Annotated in this window: 19 protein-coding genes; 6 read left to right on the top strand and 13 right to left on the bottom strand. The window is 40.4% G+C overall.

Annotation, left to right across the window (positions count from 1 at the left end):
• Positions 1 to 91 precede the first annotated feature (91 nt).
• From ACEXOE_RS04845 to ACEXOE_RS04835, 3 genes are all read right to left on the bottom strand, one after another.
• Entirely contained in the window at positions 92 to 1,408 is a 1,317-nt protein-coding gene (locus ACEXOE_RS04845; RefSeq protein ID WP_394747602.1) for a thioredoxin-like domain-containing protein, read from the bottom strand.
• Between the two features lie 53 nt (positions 1,409 to 1,461).
• Positions 1,462 to 4,758: a transcription-repair coupling factor gene (gene mfd / locus ACEXOE_RS04840; RefSeq protein WP_394748493.1), complete on the bottom strand. Its 3,297-nt coding sequence runs from the start codon at positions 4,756 to 4,758 to the stop codon at positions 1,462 to 1,464.
• Between the two features lie 153 nt (positions 4,759 to 4,911).
• A complete protein-coding gene (locus ACEXOE_RS04835) occupies positions 4,912 to 6,054 on the bottom strand; it encodes an aminotransferase class V-fold PLP-dependent enzyme (protein ID WP_394747601.1) in 1,143 nt (380 codons plus the stop codon).
• Between the two features lie 246 nt (positions 6,055 to 6,300).
• Between ACEXOE_RS04835 and ACEXOE_RS04830 the strand changes: the two genes are divergently transcribed.
• Positions 6,301 to 6,732, top strand: a complete 432-nt coding sequence (locus tag ACEXOE_RS04830; RefSeq protein ID WP_394747600.1) for a TerB family tellurite resistance protein — start codon at positions 6,301 to 6,303, stop codon at positions 6,730 to 6,732.
• 47 nt (positions 6,733 to 6,779) lie between these two features.
• Here ACEXOE_RS04830 and fbp read toward each other — a convergent pair whose 3' ends face one another.
• A complete protein-coding gene (gene fbp / locus ACEXOE_RS04825) occupies positions 6,780 to 7,781 on the bottom strand; it encodes a class 1 fructose-bisphosphatase (protein ID WP_394747599.1) in 1,002 nt (333 codons plus the stop codon).
• 112 nt (positions 7,782 to 7,893) lie between these two features.
• Here fbp and ACEXOE_RS04820 point away from each other — a divergent pair, with 112 nt between their 5' ends.
• The 5 genes from ACEXOE_RS04820 (at position 7,894) to ACEXOE_RS04800 (ending at position 13,269) form a co-directional block, all read left to right on the top strand.
• A complete protein-coding gene (locus ACEXOE_RS04820; protein WP_394747598.1) occupies positions 7,894 to 8,364 on the top strand; it encodes a GNAT family N-acetyltransferase in 471 nt (156 codons plus the stop codon).
• Between the two features lie 5 nt (positions 8,365 to 8,369).
• Positions 8,370 to 9,620: an aspartate kinase gene (locus tag ACEXOE_RS04815; RefSeq protein WP_394747597.1), complete on the top strand. Its 1,251-nt coding sequence runs from the start codon at positions 8,370 to 8,372 to the stop codon at positions 9,618 to 9,620.
• 78 nt (positions 9,621 to 9,698) lie between these two features.
• On the top strand, positions 9,699 to 10,331 hold the full coding sequence (locus ACEXOE_RS04810; protein ID WP_394747596.1) for a hypothetical protein: 633 nt from the start codon (positions 9,699 to 9,701) through the stop codon (positions 10,329 to 10,331).
• 143 nt (positions 10,332 to 10,474) lie between these two features.
• On the top strand, positions 10,475 to 12,265 hold the full coding sequence (locus ACEXOE_RS04805) for a GNAT family N-acyltransferase (protein ID WP_394747595.1): 1,791 nt from the start codon (positions 10,475 to 10,477) through the stop codon (positions 12,263 to 12,265).
• An 11-nt stretch (positions 12,266 to 12,276) separates the two neighbouring features.
• Positions 12,277 to 13,269, top strand: coding sequence for a carboxypeptidase-like regulatory domain-containing protein (locus tag ACEXOE_RS04800; RefSeq protein ID WP_394747594.1), 993 nt, complete (start codon positions 12,277 to 12,279; stop codon positions 13,267 to 13,269).
• 124 nt (positions 13,270 to 13,393) lie between these two features.
• Here ACEXOE_RS04800 and ACEXOE_RS04795 read toward each other — a convergent pair whose 3' ends face one another.
• From ACEXOE_RS04795 to ACEXOE_RS04755, 9 genes are all read right to left on the bottom strand, one after another.
• On the bottom strand, positions 13,394 to 13,813 hold the full coding sequence (locus ACEXOE_RS04795; protein ID WP_394747593.1) for an arsenate reductase ArsC: 420 nt from the start codon (positions 13,811 to 13,813) through the stop codon (positions 13,394 to 13,396).
• Between the two features lie 52 nt (positions 13,814 to 13,865).
• The gene (locus ACEXOE_RS04790; RefSeq protein WP_394747592.1) at positions 13,866 to 14,357 is read right to left on the bottom strand and encodes a GNAT family N-acetyltransferase; all 492 of its coding nucleotides are present in this window, start codon (positions 14,355 to 14,357) and stop codon (positions 13,866 to 13,868) included.
• A gap of 10 nt (positions 14,358 to 14,367) precedes the next feature.
• Positions 14,368 to 14,853, bottom strand: a complete 486-nt coding sequence (locus ACEXOE_RS04785) for a DUF6428 family protein (protein ID WP_394747591.1) — start codon at positions 14,851 to 14,853, stop codon at positions 14,368 to 14,370.
• A 1-nt stretch (position 14,854) separates the two neighbouring features.
• Positions 14,855 to 15,178 carry an ArsR/SmtB family transcription factor gene (locus tag ACEXOE_RS04780; protein ID WP_394747590.1) on the bottom strand — a complete coding sequence of 108 codons (324 nt, stop codon included), beginning with the start codon at positions 15,176 to 15,178 and terminating at the stop codon, positions 14,855 to 14,857.
• Positions 15,179 to 15,266: 88 nt separating this feature from the next.
• Positions 15,267 to 15,647: a TM2 domain-containing protein gene (locus tag ACEXOE_RS04775; protein ID WP_394747589.1), complete on the bottom strand. Its 381-nt coding sequence runs from the start codon at positions 15,645 to 15,647 to the stop codon at positions 15,267 to 15,269.
• 210 nt (positions 15,648 to 15,857) lie between these two features.
• Positions 15,858 to 16,631, bottom strand: a complete 774-nt coding sequence (locus tag ACEXOE_RS04770; RefSeq protein WP_394747588.1) for a hypothetical protein — start codon at positions 16,629 to 16,631, stop codon at positions 15,858 to 15,860.
• Positions 16,632 to 16,959: 328 nt separating this feature from the next.
• Positions 16,960 to 17,346, bottom strand: a complete 387-nt coding sequence (locus tag ACEXOE_RS04765) for a VOC family protein (protein WP_394747587.1) — start codon at positions 17,344 to 17,346, stop codon at positions 16,960 to 16,962.
• 4 nt (positions 17,347 to 17,350) lie between these two features.
• Positions 17,351 to 17,809, bottom strand: coding sequence for a DUF1801 domain-containing protein (locus tag ACEXOE_RS04760; protein ID WP_394747586.1), 459 nt, complete (start codon positions 17,807 to 17,809; stop codon positions 17,351 to 17,353).
• Positions 17,809 to 18,267 (bottom strand): DUF4199 domain-containing protein, encoded by a 459-nt coding sequence (locus ACEXOE_RS04755; protein ID WP_394747585.1) that lies wholly within the window; start codon positions 18,265 to 18,267, stop codon positions 17,809 to 17,811. Before ACEXOE_RS04755 ends, ACEXOE_RS04760 begins: the two co-directional genes overlap by 1 nt.
• Positions 18,268 to 18,303 lie beyond the last annotated feature (36 nt).

The raw sequence follows: 18,303 nt of genomic DNA, 5'->3' as shown, positions 1-18,303 counted from the left end.
GATGCTTTTGTTTCTTTACCATACAAAATAGCAGAAAATTTTCAGATTGTAAAGCAAATACAAGCTGTCTTTATAGCTTTAAAAGGAAAAATTACTTTAAAAGCCCTAAAACCTCCTCATAATCCTCAGGTTTGGCCCTGATGTTTTTATCTTGATCTAAGATAAAATAGGAAGGGGTACGCCTAATATTGTAGAGTTGGGCATAGACACTTTCCCATTTGCCCAAGGAGATGGCATGGGTAAAGCCGGGAAGTTTGGCCGTTTCTTTTCTCCAATTTCGATCATTGTCTTCCAATCCAATGGCCAAAACCTTAAGCTTGGAATTGCCCTTTAGGGCCTCATGCAATTTGGGCAACTCATTCAAACAATGGGAACAGGTACTGCTCCAAAATACCAGTAAATATTGCGGACTGGAACCCAGAGCACTCAACCTTTTTGTGCTAGAGGCCTCTTTCCATTCTATTTCCGGAGCTTGGGCACCAATACGTAGCCTATTGTGCACTTCTATGGAGGAGATCAAATTGGCATTGCCCGTTTTGGTGGCCAGGGGTTTTAAGAATTGTTGATATACCGCATCGGCAGTGTTATGATAGTCATTACCCGATAAGTCGCTCCAAATAACCTCATACAAATTGGTTTGAAATTTTAGGTCTTCTTTGTTCACCAATTGGGAAACGGTTTGCACATTTTTAAGCAGGGTTTTCTCGGTTGCCGCTGCTGACAACTTGCCCAAGGGAAGGGCCGTAAAAATATAATTGACCACCCGATCTAGGAGAAAACTTGAGTTTTGCAAGATGGGATTACCGAAATCTATCGCATCAAAATAATGTTGGGTCTTGTTTTTAATATATTCTTCTACGGTTTGAAAATGATCGGGCGTATAGGGAACACTGGCCTTAATGAAGTTATGGTTCATTAAGTTGGCCGACTTCCCTTCATAAAAAGTCTGCACTTTTTTGACATTGTCCATGAGGCCTACAAAGGTGGCTTCATCCGTTTTTTTGGCACTGTAAAAATTAAAGATTTCTTGCTCTATGGCCGCCATATCTTTTGCGTAATCGGCATATACTTTATTTTCTTCAGAAGCCGAGAACTTCAACCCGGTATTGGCATCAAAAGTGAGGGTTACGTCTTCTTGTCCGCTGTAAATCACATCAAAATAAAATTCTTCTTGGGGAACGGCATACACCACCCGGTAAGTACCCACGGGATCCTTATCTTTTATTTTTAGCGAAAATTTCCCATTCTTGACTTGCCCATCGGCCACGTAATTTTGTGTCCCCGCGTTTAGGTGATAGGCAATGATCCATTTGTAATCTTCAGCAGGAGTTAGGGTGCCAGAAATGCTATGCTGGGCCTGACTGGCTAGCATGACGAATGCAAAAAGAAAAAATAAGAACTGTTTCATAACCTATAAAAATACGGTTTCTATGCTGTTTATTTTCAAAAATCGCTCCAAACTTATTTGGAAATTACTTCTTGCTTTTGAGCTAAGGGGCGTAGTGCGTTCAATGCCTGATCTATAGCAGTGATATTTTCAAAGACCAGCAACAGGCGCAGCCCGGAACGGGTCTCTTTTTCCTTCATTCTGCACTTATGCGGATGAGCCATGGCAAATTGTACCACTTCTTCAAAAATGGGACTTTGGTAAAATGGGGATTGCTGATCTGAGATAAAATACCCGATGAGTTTTCCCTGCTTCATTACCACCCGTTCCAAACCAATGCGATACGCGATCCATTTGATACGGACGGAGTTCAACAAATCGGATACCTGCGTTGGAAGTTCTCCAAACCGATCGATCAATTGGGCTTCAAAGGTGTTGAGTTCATCCTCGGTCTTGGTGCCATTGAGTTGCGTATACAGGGTCAGCCGTTCCGTTACATTGTTGATATAATCGTCCGGGAACAGGAGTTCAAAATCGGTGTCGATCTGTGTCTCTTTGAGGTAGACTTTTTCCGTATGCCCCTCTACTTCCTCATACAATTCCTTAAATTCATTTTCCTTGAGCTCTTCTATGGCCTCGGCCATAATTTTTTGATAGGCATCAAAGCCTATTTCATTGATAAAACCGCTTTGCTCTCCCCCTAAAATGTCACCGGCGCCTCTAATTTCAAGATCTTTCATGGCAATATTGAAGCCGCTGCCCAAATCGGTAAACTGCTCTAGGGCCTGAATCCTCTTTCGGGCATCATTGGTCATGACATCATAGGGAGGGGTAATAAAATAGCAAAAGGCCTTTTTGTTGCTTCGGCCCACACGTCCCCGCATTTGGTGCAAATCGCTCAATCCAAAATTATTGGCATTGTTGATGAAAATGGTATTGGCGTTGGTCACATCCAACCCACTTTCCACAATGGTGGTGGAAACCAACACATCGAATTCCCCATTCATAAAAGCCAACATTAATTGCTCCAGTTTCTTGCCATCCATTTGCCCATGGCCAATGGCAATTTTTGCATCGGGCACCAAACGTTGTATCATGCCCGCTACTTCCTTGATGTTTTCTATACGATTGTGAATAAAAAATACTTGGCCCCCGCGCTGGATTTCATAGGTTACGGCATCCCTGATGGTCTCTTCGGTAAAGCGAATGACTTGACTTTCGATCGGGTATCGGTTGGGAGGTGGGGTATTGATCACCGATAGATCCCGTGCCGCCATAAGGCTGAACTGTAAGGTTCTGGGGATAGGCGTGGCCGTCAAGGTGAGCACATCTACATTTTCCTTGATCGATTTAAGTTTGTCCTTTACGGCGACCCCAAACTTTTGTTCTTCATCTACAATAAGCAAACCTAAATCCTTAAAAGCTACATTTTTATTGACCAACTGATGGGTGCCGATGATAATATCCACTTTCCCAGCGGCCAAACGTTCCAAGGTCTCCCTTTTTTCCTTGGCAGTCCGAAACCTATTGAGGTAATCTACGGTAATGGGCATTTCCTTTAAACGTTCGGTAAACGTCTTATGGTGCTGAAAGGCAAGAATGGTGGTTGGGACCAATACGGCCACCTGCTTCCCATTGTCCACTGCTTTGAATGCGGCCCTTATGGCCACTTCGGTTTTTCCAAAACCTACATCCCCACAGACCAAGCGATCCATAGGACGTTCACTTTCCATATCCTTTTTGATATCGGCCGTTGCCGTACTTTGATCTGGGGTATCTTCATAGATAAAAGAAGCTTCCAATTCGTGCTGCAAATAACTATCGGGTGCATATTGGAATCCTTTTTCCAAACGGCGTTTGGCGTAAATCTTGATCAGGTCAAAAGCTATTTTCTTGACCCTGGACTTGGTTTTTTGCTTTAACTTTTTCCAGGCAGCAGAACCTAATTTGTAAATTTTGGGAGTGGCCCCATCCTTACCATTGAACTTGGAGATTTTATGGAGGGAGTGAATACTGACATAAAGAATGTCCCGCTCGCCATACATTAGCTTAATGGCCTCTTGTTTTTTCCCTTCTACATCAATTTTTTGGAGTCCCCCAAACTTCCCTATACCGTGGTCAATATGTGTAACATAGTCCCCAATTTCCAGTTTGTTCAGTTCCTTGAGCGTAATGGCCTGTTTTTTGGCATAACCATTCTTTAGCTGAAACTTATGATAGCGTTCAAAGATTTGATGATCGGTATAGCAGGCAATTTTTAAATCGGGATCACTAAACCCTTGATACAATGAAAATACCACCGTCTGATAATGTACTTCCCGTTCCCCTTCCTCAAAAATGTCATGAAACCGCTGCGCCTGTTGCTCAGAAGCACAGAAAATATAATTTTTAAAACCTTGTTCGTGGTTGTTGTTCAGGGTATCGATCAATAGGTCGAACTTTTTATTGAAGGAAGGTTGTGGTTTGGTGGGAAACAAAATAGGAACATCCGAATCTGAAGCGCTGCCATTTCCATAGATACAGATGAAATTTTGGAGCTGGGAGTGCAAGCTTTCCGAGTTCATGAACAGCTCTTCGGGTGTAGCGCGCTTGATGTCTTTGGATAGGGTGTTAAAGGTGCTTTCCGCTTTTTCAAAGAGGCGATCTACCCTGCTGGACAACAAAGTGGTATTCTTGCAAAAAATAACGGTTTTGGAAGCGATGTACTTTAAGAAACTTTCTCTTTTTTCTTGAGTAAACTTATTCTCGACATTAGGAACAATAGTGATTTTTTTTACGGTCTTGGTAGAAAGCTGGGTCTCTACGTCAAAGGTGCGTATACTATCTACTTCGTCCCCAAAAAATTCAATGCGATAGGGTTGGTCGTGGGAAAAGGAAAAAACGTCCACAATACCTCCGCGAACAGAGAATTCTCCAGGCTCGGTAACAAAATCTACCCGCTGAAATTGATATTCAAAAAGAACCTCATTTAAAAAATCCAAGGACAGGGTATCGTCCAAAGAAATTTTTAGTGTGTTCTTTTCAAGTTCTTTCCGGGTCACTACTTTCTCAAAGAGGGCATCCGGATAGGTAATAATGATCGCCGGTTTTTTCTGGGAATTGATCCGATTGAGTACCTCTGCCCTCAGCAGTACATTGGCATTGTCTGTCTCTTCTATTTGGTAGGGTCTCCGGTAACTCCCCGGATAGAACAGCACGTCTTTTTCCCCAACCAATTGTTCCAAGTCGTTCAGATAATAGGCGGCTTCTTCCTTGTCATTAAAAATGAACAAAAAAGGAGCCGAAGACATCTTAAACAGTTGTGAAAACGCAAGGGACAGTGCGGAACCATCAAGCCCCTTTATATAGGTCTTTTTTTGGGCATTGTCCATAGCTTGGCGCAGTTTCAACAAAGGCTGAGACTGTTTAAACAAGGCTAAAATATCAGAAACCTGCAATGCGTATTTTTTTGCAAATATAAGTACTCTTCCTATTTAATGAAAAGGGGAATTCTTCCTAATAAAACCTTTGCGGTATATCTTTCGTTAAAAACAGGATAAAAGCGTTTCCAAATCTTCTTTTGTAGTATACAAATGCATGGAAACCCTAACGGCATTGCCTCTAAAGGAGACATATACATTCTTGTCCGCCAATTTTTTCTTTAGCGCTTCTAAAGAAGTTCCCTCAGGAAGGTATACTCCAAAAAGATGTTTGGCCCTGTAGGCATCTTCTTCCACAAAGTAACCTTTGGTGCGCAAAGCAGCTACCAGAGGTTTGGAAATGGTATCACAATAGGACTGAATATGTTCTGGGCCCCATTCCAATAATTGATCAATGGCATCTGTAAGCATAGGGACCAATACAAAATTACTTCCTTCTCCAACGGAATAACGTCCTGCCTTGGGCTGATACGCTTCTTGATAGTGGGTCAGCGCGCTAAAATCTTCGCTATGCATTCTATTGATCCAATTATCTTCTATTGGAGTCCCATGATCAAAATAATCCCCAAAGTAAGCAACACCCATGGAATAGGGTCCCATAAGCCATTTATATCCTGCACAGATCAAGGCGTCTGGTTGCAATTCCTGTACTGAGAATGGAAGGGCGCCTATACTTTGGGTGCCATCTAAAATCAATAAGGCATCTACGGCTTTTGTTTCCTGTCGAATGCGTTTAAGATCAAATAGGGTCCCATCTGCCCAATGTACATGACACATGGCTACAACTGCGGTACGCTCATTAATGGCCTCCAAAATCGCCTTGTTCCAGGAGGCACCTCTACCTTGGGTGTTTTGTATAGGTTTTACAATCTTTAGATGCGCGCCATCGCGTTCTGCCAGACGTTTCCAGGAATATACATTGCTGGGGAACTGTTCGTCTACCATGAGGATTTCATCACCTTTATTGAGCTTTATGTTGGCTGCAACGTTGGCAATGCCATAGGATACCGAAGGAATAATAGCCATATTACTGGGGTCTGGAGCATCTACAAGGGCGGCAAAACCTTCTTTTAAAAGTTGGGGGAGTTTAAAAAAATCATCTGAAGTCAAAGTGTGGGGCCTACTTTTGCGTTTTAGACTGTGGATACCTATGTCTTCCGTGCTTTTCAGTTGTGGTGCCATATAGGCGCCATTTAAATAGGTGATGTCAGAAGGAAGACTAAAAAGATGTCTTTGATTGGAGAGCATGAACTATAGTTTGAATTTTAGGCTTAAAAATAATGCCAAATTTTGGATTCTTGGACCTTAAGTCACACTTGTTTTTTCGCTTGTCTCACAGGAGAAGGTCAATTCTATATTCTAGAAGAAGAACTGTTGTAAAGGAGAACCCCATACCTCGGGGAATTGGTTTTTCTGTGCTCGAAAATAAATGTGTTTTTTTTAAAATTATGACTTTTAAAAAAATTATATTTGCCCCATTAAATTCTGAATAATATGTCGATTTTAGATTTGTTTGATAGTGGGTTCCAGGAACGTAACCGCAGTCATTTTGCCTCCATTGTGCGCGTCGCAATGAGTGATGGTGTAATCACCGATGAAGAAAAAGCGTTTTTAGACCGCTTGGCAAGAAACCTTGGAATCTCTGAAGAAGAGTACAAAGCGATTTTAAAGGATTATATGACGCATCCCGTAAATCCTCCTATGGAATATAACAGAAGATTAGAGCGTTTGTATGATTTGTCCCGCATGGTCTATGCAGATGATCATTTGGGAGAACGTCAAAAGCCTATTTTGGAGCGCTTGAGCATTGGGCTCGGATTCTCTCCGGAAAACGTGGCTTATGTAGTAGATAAGGCGCTTAAGTTGGTAGATACCGGAGTAGATGTAGACGATTTTATCTCCGCCATTAAAAATATGAACCGATAAGGAGTTCTAAAAATTATAAAAAAAGCAGCGTTGAAACGCTGCTTTTTTTATGGGTTCATAAATTCTTCTGCTTTTTCCACCATCTTTTTGCTGCCGCAAAAGAAGGGTACACGTTGGTGCAATTCTTGCGGTCGTATTTCAAGGATGCGCCTATGACCATCTGAAGCTTTTCCCTTTGCCTGCTCCGCAATAAAAGCCATAGGATTGCACTCGTATAAGAGGCGTAACTTACCGTTGGAGGCCTTACTACTTTTGGGGTACATATAAATACCTCCTTTGATCATGTTTCTGTGGAAATCAGAGACCAAAGAGCCAATATATCTGGAAGTATAAGGGCGGTCTTCCTCTTCGCGCTGGCAATATTTAATATAATCCTTGACGCCTTGGGGAAAATGAATATAATTTCCTTCGTTAACCGAGTAGATTTTTCCGGTTTCAGGAAATTCCATATTGGGATGGGACAAGTAAAACGTTCCAATGGCCGGGTTTAAGGTAAAGCCGTTTACACCATCGCCAGTGGTATATACGAGCATGGTGGATGTACCATAAACAATATAACCGGCGGCAACCTGATTGTCTCCAGGTTGAAGGAAATCTTCCATGGTTACCGGAGTACCTACCGGAGTAATGCGCCGGTAAATGGAAAAAATAGTTCCCACAGAGACATTCACATCAATATTGGAAGAACCATCCAACGGATCGATCAAAACTACATATTTGTTGCGATGCTGTTCATCGTTGCTATTAATGCTGATAAAATGATCCTCTTCTTCGGAAGCAATTCCACAAACAATTTCACGATTCCGTAAGGTCTGAATAAATTTTTCGTTGGCAAGAACATCTAATTTTTGTTGATCTTCTCCCTGCACATTGGTATCCCCTGCAGCTCCCAAAATGTCAATTAAACCTGCTTTGTTTACTTCGTGATTTACTACTTTGGCCGCTAATCGTATGGCATTGATCAATTTAGAGAGTTCTCCAGAAGAGTATTGAAATGACGATTGGTTTTCAATGATGAATTCACCTAAGGTCTTATTCTTTTTATCCATGAATAGAAGCGTGTTTATTTGAGCACAAATATCGGTTAATTTGTGATACTACAACGTTTTCGTCCTAGAATGTTTTTTTAAATTTATAACTTTGTGTTTTATTTATAACATTATGAAACATCACATCAGAGTGGCCACTGCATCCGACATGGAACAAGTGGCGCATCTTATTAAAGAATTGGCCGTATTTGAGAAAGAAGAAAATGCCGTTGAGGTTACTGTAGACGATTTAAAACGGGATGGCTTTGGTGCAAATAAGTTGTTCCATTGCTTTGTTGCCGAAGATGAAGATCGCATTGTAGGGATGGCTTTGGTATATCCGCGATATTCTACTTGGAAAGGACCCGTAATTCACTTGGAAGACCTTATTGTTACGCAAGAAATGCGCGGCAATGGTTTGGGCGGGGCATTATTGGAGGCCGTGGTGCGCTATGGAAAAGAACTTGGCGTAAAGCGCATTTGTTGGGAAGTACTGGATTGGAATGAACCTGCCATAGCTTTCTATGAAAAGAAAGGAGCCAGAGTAATGCGCGATTGGGATGTCGTACAATTGGATGAAAAAGGAATAGCAAATTTTAGTTAGAGTTTATGAGGATTTTTAAGTTTGGAGGCGCATCCGTGAAAGATGCTGATAGTATAAAAAATGTTGTTAGGGTACTACAGGAAGTAGGGTACGATAATACCTTGTTGGTGGTCTCTGCCATGGGGAAGATGACCAACGCCATGGAAACCGTGATCGATGCTTATTTTGAAGATAAAAAGGCCTTGGCTTCTGCCCTTCAAGAAGTCATAAAATATCACAATGAAATACTATTGGAGCTGTTTGAGAACGACCAGCATGCCGTGTTTGAAGATGTAAAACTATTATTTGAGGAAGTACAAGGTTTCTTGGCCTGGAACAAATCCCCTAAATACAATTTTGTATATGATCAGGTCATCGGTTATGGGGAATTGGTATCTACCACCATATTAAGCGCCTATTTAAACGAAGTAGGCATTGCCAATACCTGGTTGGATGTGCGTAATTTTATTAAGACCAATGCCAATTACAGAGATGCCATTGTGGATTGGGAACAGACGCAAGCTCGTATTTCCAAAGGTATTGATGGCACAAAACTGCACATTACACAGGGGTTTTTAGGAAGCGATGAAAATAACTTCACGACGACCTTGGGCAGGGAAGGATCTGACTATACCGCGGCCATTTTGGGCTATTGCCTCAATGCAACCAATGTTACCATTTGGAAAGATGTTCCCGGAGTATTGAATGCCGATCCGCGCTATTTTGAAAACGCACAACTTTTGGATAAAATCTCTTATCGAGAAGCCATTGAATTGGCTTTTTATGGGGCTTCGGTAATCCACCCAAAGACCTTGCAGCCCTTGCAGCGAAAAGAAATTCCGTTACGGGTAAAATCCTTTGTGAATCCAGAAAACGGAGGGACTACCGTAGGGAAAGGGGTAGGGATATCCCCTAAAGTACCTTGTTTTATTGTAAAAAAGAATCAGGTATTGATGAAATTGTCCTCCTTGGATTTCTCCTTCATTGTTGAGGATAGTATTAGTGAGCTTTTTAAATTGTTTCACGATTATAAAATGAAAGTAGATCTGATCCAGAATTCTGCTATTAGTTTTTCGGTATGTATCGATAATAAGTTTGGAAGATTGGAAGGCTTATTAAATCAATTGAAAAGCAAGTTTAAAGTAGTCCATCACGAAGAAGTTTCGCTATATACGATTCGTCATTTTGATGATAAATCTGTAGAAGCCATTCAAAATGGGAAAGAGATTTTATTGGAACAGCGCGGCAAAGAAACCATACAATTGGTCATGAAATAATAGAATTTTAGACGGAATAGGTGGTCCATGGACGAACATTCGTATCTTGTAAGGCGTTGACCATATAAACCAAACCTTATGAGAATACTATTTGCAGCGCTATTGCTATTGTTCACCACAGAAGTCATAATGGGCCAGGAAAAAGGCAATTATATCCTTGTCATTAATAAAGATTCCCTGAAAGTAGCTTTAGACCAAGATTATGCCTACACTACTCCTTCTGGAGAGGAAGTTAGCCTTAAGATTGTTCAACCCAACATTCTCACTTATAGCGATGAGATGATTTCCTTTAAATATGACAAATCCAATAGCGTCTCCAATACAGCAATTGAGAAAGGCATTGCCCAATGCATGATTTTGAAGTCGACAGGGAATGGTTTTATTGTTCAAAAATATGAGAACATGAATCCCAGTAGTCTTACGCAATTCATGTTGAGCGAAATTACCAAGGAAAGTATCTCCTATGGCTATACTATGGAACAAAAAACCTTTAAAAAAGAATTGCAGGGAGGTCAACAATTAGAGGGTGTTGAAGCTATCTTGACGTACAAAGGAGAAAAAGAGGTATATACCGTAGCTACATATGGGCATAAAGATCAGGGCATTATTGTAATTACCATGTTGTTGAGCGAAGATTTTGTAGCAGCGGATAAACCCATGATCGATTTATTTCTTAACAGTCTCCAAGTAAAGATTCCTAGCTTGGATTAATGGCGTATCTGGCCTGAAAGAATACCACTGGGAAAGCACAAAAAGAACCCATTTGAATTGTTCATATTCTATGATAAATAGGTTTTTTACTGCTAGCTTAGGGATTTTTTTATATTTACATTTAGATAAACTTAAATTAGACTATGGGTTTAGTAACCTCAAAGGAAGTAGCAAAGGCTATTCATCTCGATAAATACGGATTTATTGGCACTTTTATAGGATGGATGTTGATGAAGGTTACAAAAATTTCCAGTATCAATAGCTTTTACGATAAGCATAAACACCTTGAAGAAGTCGCATTTTTGGATGCTATTTTGGATTATTATGAAATTAAGTTTGAAGTACCGGAAGAAGATTTTAAACGATTGCCCAAAGATGGCGCCTATATTACGATTTCCAATCATCCCTTAGGAGGGGTAGATGGAATACTACTCCTAAAACTTTTACTGGAACATCGCTCTGATTTTAAGATCATGGCCAATTTCCTCCTGAATCGCATTGAACCCATTGCACCCTATATTATGCCAGTGAACCCTTTTGAAAACCGGAAGGATGTAAAAAGTAGCATTGCGGGCTTTAAGAGTGCAATGTTGCATTTAAAGGAAGGACATCCCTTAGGTATTTTTCCTGCTGGGGAAGTGTCTACTTATCGCGACGGTAAACTCATTGTGGATAAGCCTTGGGAGGAAGCGGCATTGAAATTGATTCGCAAAGCCGAAGTGCCCGTCATCCCTATTTATTTCCACGCAAAAAATAGTCGACTTTTTTATAGATTGTCCAAAATTAGCGATGTCTTCAGGACCGCGAAACTGCCTTCGGAGATCACTACACAGCGCAATCGCCCCATTAAAGTGAGAATTGGGCAACCCATATCTGTAAAACTCCAAAAAGAACAAAAAACCTTGGCCGATTTCACGGAACTTTTGCGAAAGAAAACCTATATCCTTTCCAAAGTATATGTCAAGGAGCGTTTGATCGATAAGGTGCCAACGACCCTTAAATTTCCAAAGGCGCCAAAGAAAATTGTAACCCCTATCGCCAAAAAGGTCTTGGAGGGGGAGATTATCAGTCTACGTGAAAAAGACTGTAGACTGTTGCAAAGTAAAAACTACGAGGTATTTCTGGCGAAAGAAAATCAGATGCCTTATATCCTTAAAGAAATTGGACGACAACGGGAGGTAACCTTCAGGGCAATCGGGGAAGGGACCAATAATTCAATTGATTTGGATGTCTTTGATGCCTACTATCATCATTTGTTTCTCTGGGATAGTGAAGCAAAAACCGTGGTAGGCGCCTATCGCATGGGAATGGGAGCGGATATTTTTGAAAAGTATGGAATAGATGGGTTTTATCTTCAGGATTTATTTCGTGTGGAACCAGAATTGTACGGGATGATGAGTCAGTCCATTGAAATGGGAAGAGCCTATATTGTCAAGGAGTACCAACAGAAACCTATGCCTTTGTTCCTGCTATGGAAAGGAATTGTACATACCACCCTCCGGCATCCAGAACATAAATATCTTATAGGGGGAGTAAGCATCAGCAATCAATTTTCCAATTTCTCCAAGTCCCTGATGATCGAGTTTATGAAGTCTAATTATTGGGATCCCTATGTGGCCCAGTATATTCGGCCAAAAAAGGAATTTAAGGTACAGTTGAAAGATGCGGATAAAGAATTTGTTTTTGATGCGGCCCAAGCTGATTTGAACAAGTTCGATAAATTGATCGATGAAGTAGAACCGGGAAGTCTACGCTTGCCGGTATTGATCAAAAAGTATATTAAGCAAAACGCCAAGGTTGTGGCGTTTAATGTTGATCCACTGTTTAATAATTCCGTGGATGGATTGATGTATATCCGAATAGCGGATTTACCAGAGAGTACGGTGAAACCGGTGATGGAAGAATTTCAAGCAGAATTGGAACGAAAACTCTAAATGCGCAGGCAATGGGACGACTGTGGTTTTTCTTCGTATTGATCGGCACATGCGTACAAGCTCAAGTGAATGTTACTGGCCTAGTGGTGGATGCCCTTAGCCAAGAGCCTTTGGAAGGTGTTTCAGTCTTCTATGATGGCACCACGATTGGTACTATTACGGATCAAGAAGGCAAATTTACTATTCGTTCGACCAAAACACTTACAACACCTTTAGTCATTAGTTTTATCGGTTTTGAATCCCAGACCTTTTTAATATCCAATTCTGGCGATTTGGGAACGGTTTTGTTAAAAGAAAAAGCCGTGGCCCTCGATGAGGTGGTATTGGAGCCCGATACGTGGAGCAGGGAGAAAAAATTGAATATTTTTAGGAGGGAGTTTTTAGGAAAAACCGCAGCCGCCCTACAATGTAAAATCCGCAACGAAAAGGATATCCGATTGTACTTCAATAAAGAGGAAAAGGTATTGTACGCTTATGCCAAAGCCCCTATACGCATACGAAATAACTATTTGGGCTATGATATTGCCTATGAACTTCATGACTTTGAAGTACACTTTAGTATAGGTTCTGGTTTGGAATACGTTTTATCCAGTTATAACGCCGGAACCGTTTTATTTTCGGAAAAAAAAGAAAAAGTAAGGCGCAGATATCAGAAGAATCGGGAGAAGACCTATTTAGGATCGGTGCTCCATTTCATGCGGGCACTTTCCAAAAAGGAGTTGGAGGAAGAAAAATTCAAAGTTTTCAAAGGACGCACACAAATAGGATATTACGATGCCTTTGCCCTAGAATCGGTAAAAGATTTGACTAAGGTGGTTCAGGGTGAAGATGAACTTTCCCTATTGTACAACAATAGACAGCAATCCCTGATCAAAGTGGTGAACAGCACTTTTTTTATTGATCAATACGGGAATCATACCCCAGTTCAAAATGTATTTTTTGGTGGAGAGATGGGGCGTTTACGGGTAGGGGATATGTTGCCTCTAAATTATGCCATAGACTAAAACAACGGCGCATGGGCCTTCTAATAAATTAAGAAATGGCATTTCGTAGTTCCTAAGGGTAAAAAGGGAACACCATAGGGCGTCTATAGTATTCCCATTGTATTTAAAGTCCTTAAGAGGGCAATTAATTTAATTTTTGCGCTACAAAATCACTGAAAAATGCTTTGATTTCTTCCCTAGCCTTTAAAAAAGCAGCATGCTTTTCGCTATCCGTACCCACAACTTTGGAAGGATCAAAGAAATTATGATGAATGCGTTCTGCGTTTTTCGATGGAATATAAGGGCAGTTTTCATTCGCGTGATCACAGACCGTAATGATAAAGTCAAAATCAATATCGCTATATTCGTCTACATGATTGGAGGTATGATGGGATATATCTATACCATCCTCCTTCATAATGGCTAAAGCTCCTGGGTTTAGGCCATGGGTTTCTATGCCGGCACTATAAATAGCGGCTTTGTCTTGTTGAAAGGTGTTGAGGTAGCCATGGGCCATCTGACTTCTACAGGAGTTTCCTGTACATAGCACTAATACGTTTTTCATTGTGAATTAAGTTGTTTATAGGATTGAATTCTAATGTATACTAAAGTTTTGGTCAATCAATTCCAACAGCGGTACTCCTACGTTCAAAGATTAAATTGTCTTGCCAGATTCCCCTACATTTGGCAATTTTTTCACGACGCCCCAAATAGCGGAACCCCATATCTTCGTGTAAAACAATACTGGCCATATTTTCTGGAAAGATGCCGGATTGCAAGGTCCAAAAACCAGCTTCTTCACTGGATTGAATCAGTTGTTTTAGGAGCAATTTGCCAATACCTATACCGCGACTTGATCGTGCAATATACACACTGACTTCTGCTACACCTTCATAAACGCATCTACTGGATACTGGGGAAAGAGCGCACCAACCTGCAATTTTTGCCTGATGAACAGCAACGAGACGTCCTACTTCAAGATGACTTCCATCCCATTGTTCGTAGGAAGGAACTTCGGTCTCAAAGGTGGCAATACCTGTTACTATCCCCTCTTCATATATTTGGGATACTTGAGGCCAATCGGCAGGATTCATTGCTCTAACAATCATAATAAATTATTTAGCAACAACCACTGCCAGGGGCACAGGCATTGGCCTCAGCCGTACTTACCATAGTTATGCCACAGGCTTCTTTGGCCTTGCAATCTGTTTTCTGAACCCCCAATTTCAAGATAAGTTGATCATTGTGCAATACATAGTCGTTCACAAAAAGCTGTGCGGTATGAAAATGGGAGTTGCTATACTCAAATTTCACTTCAGCTTCCTTTACCATGGTTTTTACGCGATCTACTTTATTTAGGATGCCAAGGGCTTTGTAGGTAGACATGAATTCCTGCTTCTCCTTTTCCTCTGGACTTTCCCATAATTGAATAATGGTTTCCTTCCAATAATCAGTGCCCGCTCCGCAATCCACGGAATCTATGGTAATGTTCTTAATTTCAGTGATATGATAATTGGCTCCCACAAATTTCCCTTCCTGATATTCAAATAGCAAACTTTTGTCGGATTGTTCTTTTAACAAGTCTAAAAATTCTATAGTTTTCATACTAACAACAATTTTGATTTATATTTTTAAATAAGGCATTAAAAGATTGATGTAAGGCTTCCCAGTTTTCCTTATCAATGCAATAACACAGGTTTTTTCCTTCATAAGTACCCTTTAGAAGGCCAATTTTTTTTATTTCATTGAGATGTTGGGAAATAGTAGGTTGGGCCAGGCCTATCACATCAACAAGATCATTGCAAATACATTGCTCTTGTGTACTGATGTATTGTAAAATGGCGATTCTGGCCGGATGGGCCAGTACTTTGGCGGCAATGGCCAAGCTATTTTGTGCATCGGTAAAGATGTGCGTTTTAGAGGCGCCCATATTTGATATATATTTATATTGCAATATTACGATGAACAATTGAAATAAAAAAGCCAAATGCATAAAATTTGACTTTTTTGATTGTGTTTTAGAACCAAGGCTTTTGCCCTGCTTGGTATGTATTGTAGAACTCTTCATCAGATTTGGTTAGGTACATAATGCCTTCAATTATACCAATAACGGAAACAATTGCTGTTGGAATGCCACAGAGAAACCAACCCACTACGCCAACTACCGCCATAATTGCACCTTCTTTTGTATACCCCAATATAAATTTGTGTATGCCTAGCCATCCAAACAGTATGGCCAGTATTCCTGCAAGGATTTTTTTGTTATCTCCACTATCGGTATTAAAGGCATCTTTTACTCCATCTGCAAAATCATTTGCAGTTTCTTTGGCGCCTTCTGCAAAATCATTTGCGGCATCTTTAGCCTTTTCACCTAAATCGTTCTTTTCTTCGTCTGACATAATTATTTGATTTTTTGTTGGTTAATTTGAGTTATAAATGTAATAATTATTTACCAATGATAGAAATGAACAACTTTCATTTGAAAGAAGCCTTGTGTTAACCTGCGCTGTGAATTTAAGAAATAAAGAAAGCCATTGACTGTACGCAATGGCTTTCGTGTTATTATGGCAATCTATGACTAGGGTCTAGGTTTTATTGGTGGGTGGTCTTTAGAAAAACCCACCGCCTCCTCCTGGGCCATCGCAGTTAGATGCATTTAGAAGGAACAATTCTGTACGAGAACCTGAATTGTTAGAGGTTACCAAGATTACCCGATATCTTCCAGGTTGTGAAATTCCGACCACAGCTTCATTGCCCGATGGAGCAATAAAGGCGATACCTGGTCCGCTTGGACTTATGGACCAAGTGTATGTATCACAGGGATCAAAAGGTACAGAAAGGATATTGGCAATGGTGGTCGTACAAATTTCATTTCCCCCTAAATTGTTCATGACGTAGCCAGCTGGTACTGGAGGTGCAAAGTCTGAGAATATTGGGGATGGTGTTGGCGGCCCTGGATTACTACAATCTACAATTATGGGGCCTCCCCCTTGGGCAAAAATGTCCAAATCGATGGTACAATCTGTTTGTCCTCCGGGATTATTAATAAATACACGCAGGATACCACCAGTAAATCCACTATTGAATTGTACGGTGACACTATTTTGTGTACTGGAACCTAGAATTTGAAAGTTACCGGAAACTACGGACCATTGTTTGGGAGAACTTGTATTTACGGTATAAGTTCTAGTTTCACCTATAAATTGAATAGGACTTGGGTCTCCCTGTATATCTGGGCAGACTCCAGTTTGAGATCGTACGGTTAGGGAAACTGCTTTAGGATTCTCCTGGACTAAGGGTATGGGTTCTTCCGTTTCTTTTTCGCAAGAAAGAAATATAAAAACCAAAGAAAAAATGGATAAGATTTTGACGGCTTTTTTCATGTCATCGTGTTTTTAAGGTTAAAATAACTTGAATCGTGTACAACGAAATACTACAATACCGCGGAGATTATATAAGCGCTACCGCTTGACAAAATCTTCTTTTTTGCCTAGAACGAAACGATATATAAGGATTTAAATCTATAATTAATGTAGATAATTTTAGATTAAAAAGTAATCTTTAGACTGTTAAATAAAACTTAATTAACATCATTGCAATTGAAGAATAGCTATTCCTACAGAAGGATTTTAATCGGGGGTGTTAACATCAAAAAAGAGGTCCAGGACCATAGCCCGAACCTCTCTTATGATCATTAATGACCTCCTTCTTTTATAGAAAAGCTTTGTCGATGGGTTCCCAAAGCTCTAGTTTATTCCCTTCAGGGTCCAAGATCCAACCAAACTTTCCATAGTCATACTCTTCTATTTCGCCCACAATGGTCACACCTTCTTCTTTTAGGGCCTGCAACAACGCTACGAGGTTTTCTACTCTAAAATTCATCATAAATTGCTTGTCACTGGGCGCAAAATAGGTAGTGTCTTCTTTAAAGGGACTCCATTGGGTACTGCAGTCGTTACCCTCTTTATCTTTCCACCAAAAGGTCCATCCGTATTGATCCGTAGGGATACCTAGTCGTTCTTTGTACCATTGCTTAATTTGATCCGGGTTCTTCGTTTTAAAGAAAAACCCTCCAAGTCCTGTTACTCTATTTTTCATTTGATTATTTTTTTTTGATTGCATTTTCATAGATAGTTATCCATTCCTCAACGGTCATCTTTGTGCAAAGTTCGGCAATGAGTTCATAGGGAATAGTTTCCACTTTCTTAAAACGGACACAGCTTTTCCCCATATCCAATTTTGTTTTTACGTATTTGGGGTATTCGCCCACGAACCAGTCCAATAATGCTTTCTTTGCGTATACTCCGGAGTGGTACAGGGCGATAAAATTTTTTTGGGAAGCAATATTTATAAATGGTAGGGGTGTTTCCGGTTTACAGTGATACCCCTCTGGATAACGCGAATGTGGCACAACATAACCGATCATGCCATAACTCATGGTTTCTTCAAATCCTTCGGGCAAGTTTTTAAGGATAGTACTTCTTAAGGTGCGCATAGGTTCCTGCCTTTCTTCGGGCAATTGTGAAATGTAATCTTCTGGTGAATCTGCTTTGTATTGCATTATGATGGAGTTTTACGTTGTAATATTAAAGAGGAGATCAGGGAAATAATGAAGCCGATTACGAAAACGGTCATGAACATCACCGCGGCCAAGGAAAAACTGCTGTATTCGGGCATATCTGCCTCTCCGCTGGCTTCTATATAATTTTTCATAAAATCGGGATTGATAACTGTAGTATAGAGGTAATCGATACAACCAAAACCGATTCCGGCGAAGACAGAAATCAATAAACCAATAGATAAGGCCCTTCCAAAGGAAACGACTCCATTGTTTTCTTTGTCCCTATAGTGTTTTATTCCAAAGTAGACAAAAATGAGACAGGTGACCATACTGAGATACCCCAAAGCTGCCTGGGTAGTATAATCCAATTCTTTTCCCAGGACCAGTGCTGCCAGGAACAATAGGGCCGCAGTAATCAAGGAATAACTCCCGTATTTTAGTATTGTTTTTTGCATCATTATAAAGTTAAAGATTTTTAACAAATGTAGATTTTG

Source organism: Spongiimicrobium salis (assembly GCF_043678055.1).
In the GTDB taxonomy this organism is placed as follows: Bacteria; Bacteroidota; Bacteroidia; order Flavobacteriales; family Flavobacteriaceae; genus Spongiimicrobium; species Spongiimicrobium salis.
The sequence above is the reverse complement of the archived record's forward strand: the minus strand, read 5'-3'. Positions and strand labels throughout refer to the sequence as shown.

What these genes read in the sequence shown, in the direction of transcription:
- ACEXOE_RS04845 (WP_394747602.1), bottom strand. Translation starts at nt 1,408, where the DNA reads ATGAAACAGTTCTTATTTTTTCTTTTTGCATTCGTCATGCTAGCCAGT.
- mfd (WP_394748493.1), bottom strand. Translation starts at nt 4,758, where the DNA reads ATGGACAATGCCCAAAAAAAGACCTATATAAAGGGGCTTGATGGTTCC.
- ACEXOE_RS04835 (WP_394747601.1), bottom strand. Translation starts at nt 6,054, where the DNA reads ATGCTCTCCAATCAAAGACATCTTTTTAGTCTTCCTTCTGACATCACC.
- ACEXOE_RS04830 (WP_394747600.1), top strand. Translation starts at nt 6,301, where the DNA reads ATGTCGATTTTAGATTTGTTTGATAGTGGGTTCCAGGAACGTAACCGC.
- fbp (WP_394747599.1), bottom strand. Translation starts at nt 7,781, where the DNA reads ATGGATAAAAAGAATAAGACCTTAGGTGAATTCATCATTGAAAACCAA.
- ACEXOE_RS04820 (WP_394747598.1), top strand. Translation starts at nt 7,894, where the DNA reads ATGAAACATCACATCAGAGTGGCCACTGCATCCGACATGGAACAAGTG.
- ACEXOE_RS04815 (WP_394747597.1), top strand. Translation starts at nt 8,370, where the DNA reads ATGAGGATTTTTAAGTTTGGAGGCGCATCCGTGAAAGATGCTGATAGT.
- ACEXOE_RS04810 (WP_394747596.1), top strand. Translation starts at nt 9,699, where the DNA reads ATGAGAATACTATTTGCAGCGCTATTGCTATTGTTCACCACAGAAGTC.
- ACEXOE_RS04805 (WP_394747595.1), top strand. Translation starts at nt 10,475, where the DNA reads ATGGGTTTAGTAACCTCAAAGGAAGTAGCAAAGGCTATTCATCTCGAT.
- ACEXOE_RS04800 (WP_394747594.1), top strand. Translation starts at nt 12,277, where the DNA reads ATGGGACGACTGTGGTTTTTCTTCGTATTGATCGGCACATGCGTACAA.
- ACEXOE_RS04795 (WP_394747593.1), bottom strand. Translation starts at nt 13,813, where the DNA reads ATGAAAAACGTATTAGTGCTATGTACAGGAAACTCCTGTAGAAGTCAG.
- ACEXOE_RS04790 (WP_394747592.1), bottom strand. Translation starts at nt 14,357, where the DNA reads ATGATTGTTAGAGCAATGAATCCTGCCGATTGGCCTCAAGTATCCCAA.
- ACEXOE_RS04785 (WP_394747591.1), bottom strand. Translation starts at nt 14,853, where the DNA reads ATGAAAACTATAGAATTTTTAGACTTGTTAAAAGAACAATCCGACAAA.
- ACEXOE_RS04780 (WP_394747590.1), bottom strand. Translation starts at nt 15,178, where the DNA reads ATGGGCGCCTCTAAAACGCACATCTTTACCGATGCACAAAATAGCTTG.
- ACEXOE_RS04775 (WP_394747589.1), bottom strand. Translation starts at nt 15,647, where the DNA reads ATGTCAGACGAAGAAAAGAACGATTTAGGTGAAAAGGCTAAAGATGCC.
- ACEXOE_RS04770 (WP_394747588.1), bottom strand. Translation starts at nt 16,631, where the DNA reads ATGAAAAAAGCCGTCAAAATCTTATCCATTTTTTCTTTGGTTTTTATA.
- ACEXOE_RS04765 (WP_394747587.1), bottom strand. Translation starts at nt 17,346, where the DNA reads ATGAAAAATAGAGTAACAGGACTTGGAGGGTTTTTCTTTAAAACGAAG.
- ACEXOE_RS04760 (WP_394747586.1), bottom strand. Translation starts at nt 17,809, where the DNA reads ATGCAATACAAAGCAGATTCACCAGAAGATTACATTTCACAATTGCCC.
- ACEXOE_RS04755 (WP_394747585.1), bottom strand. Translation starts at nt 18,267, where the DNA reads ATGATGCAAAAAACAATACTAAAATACGGGAGTTATTCCTTGATTACT.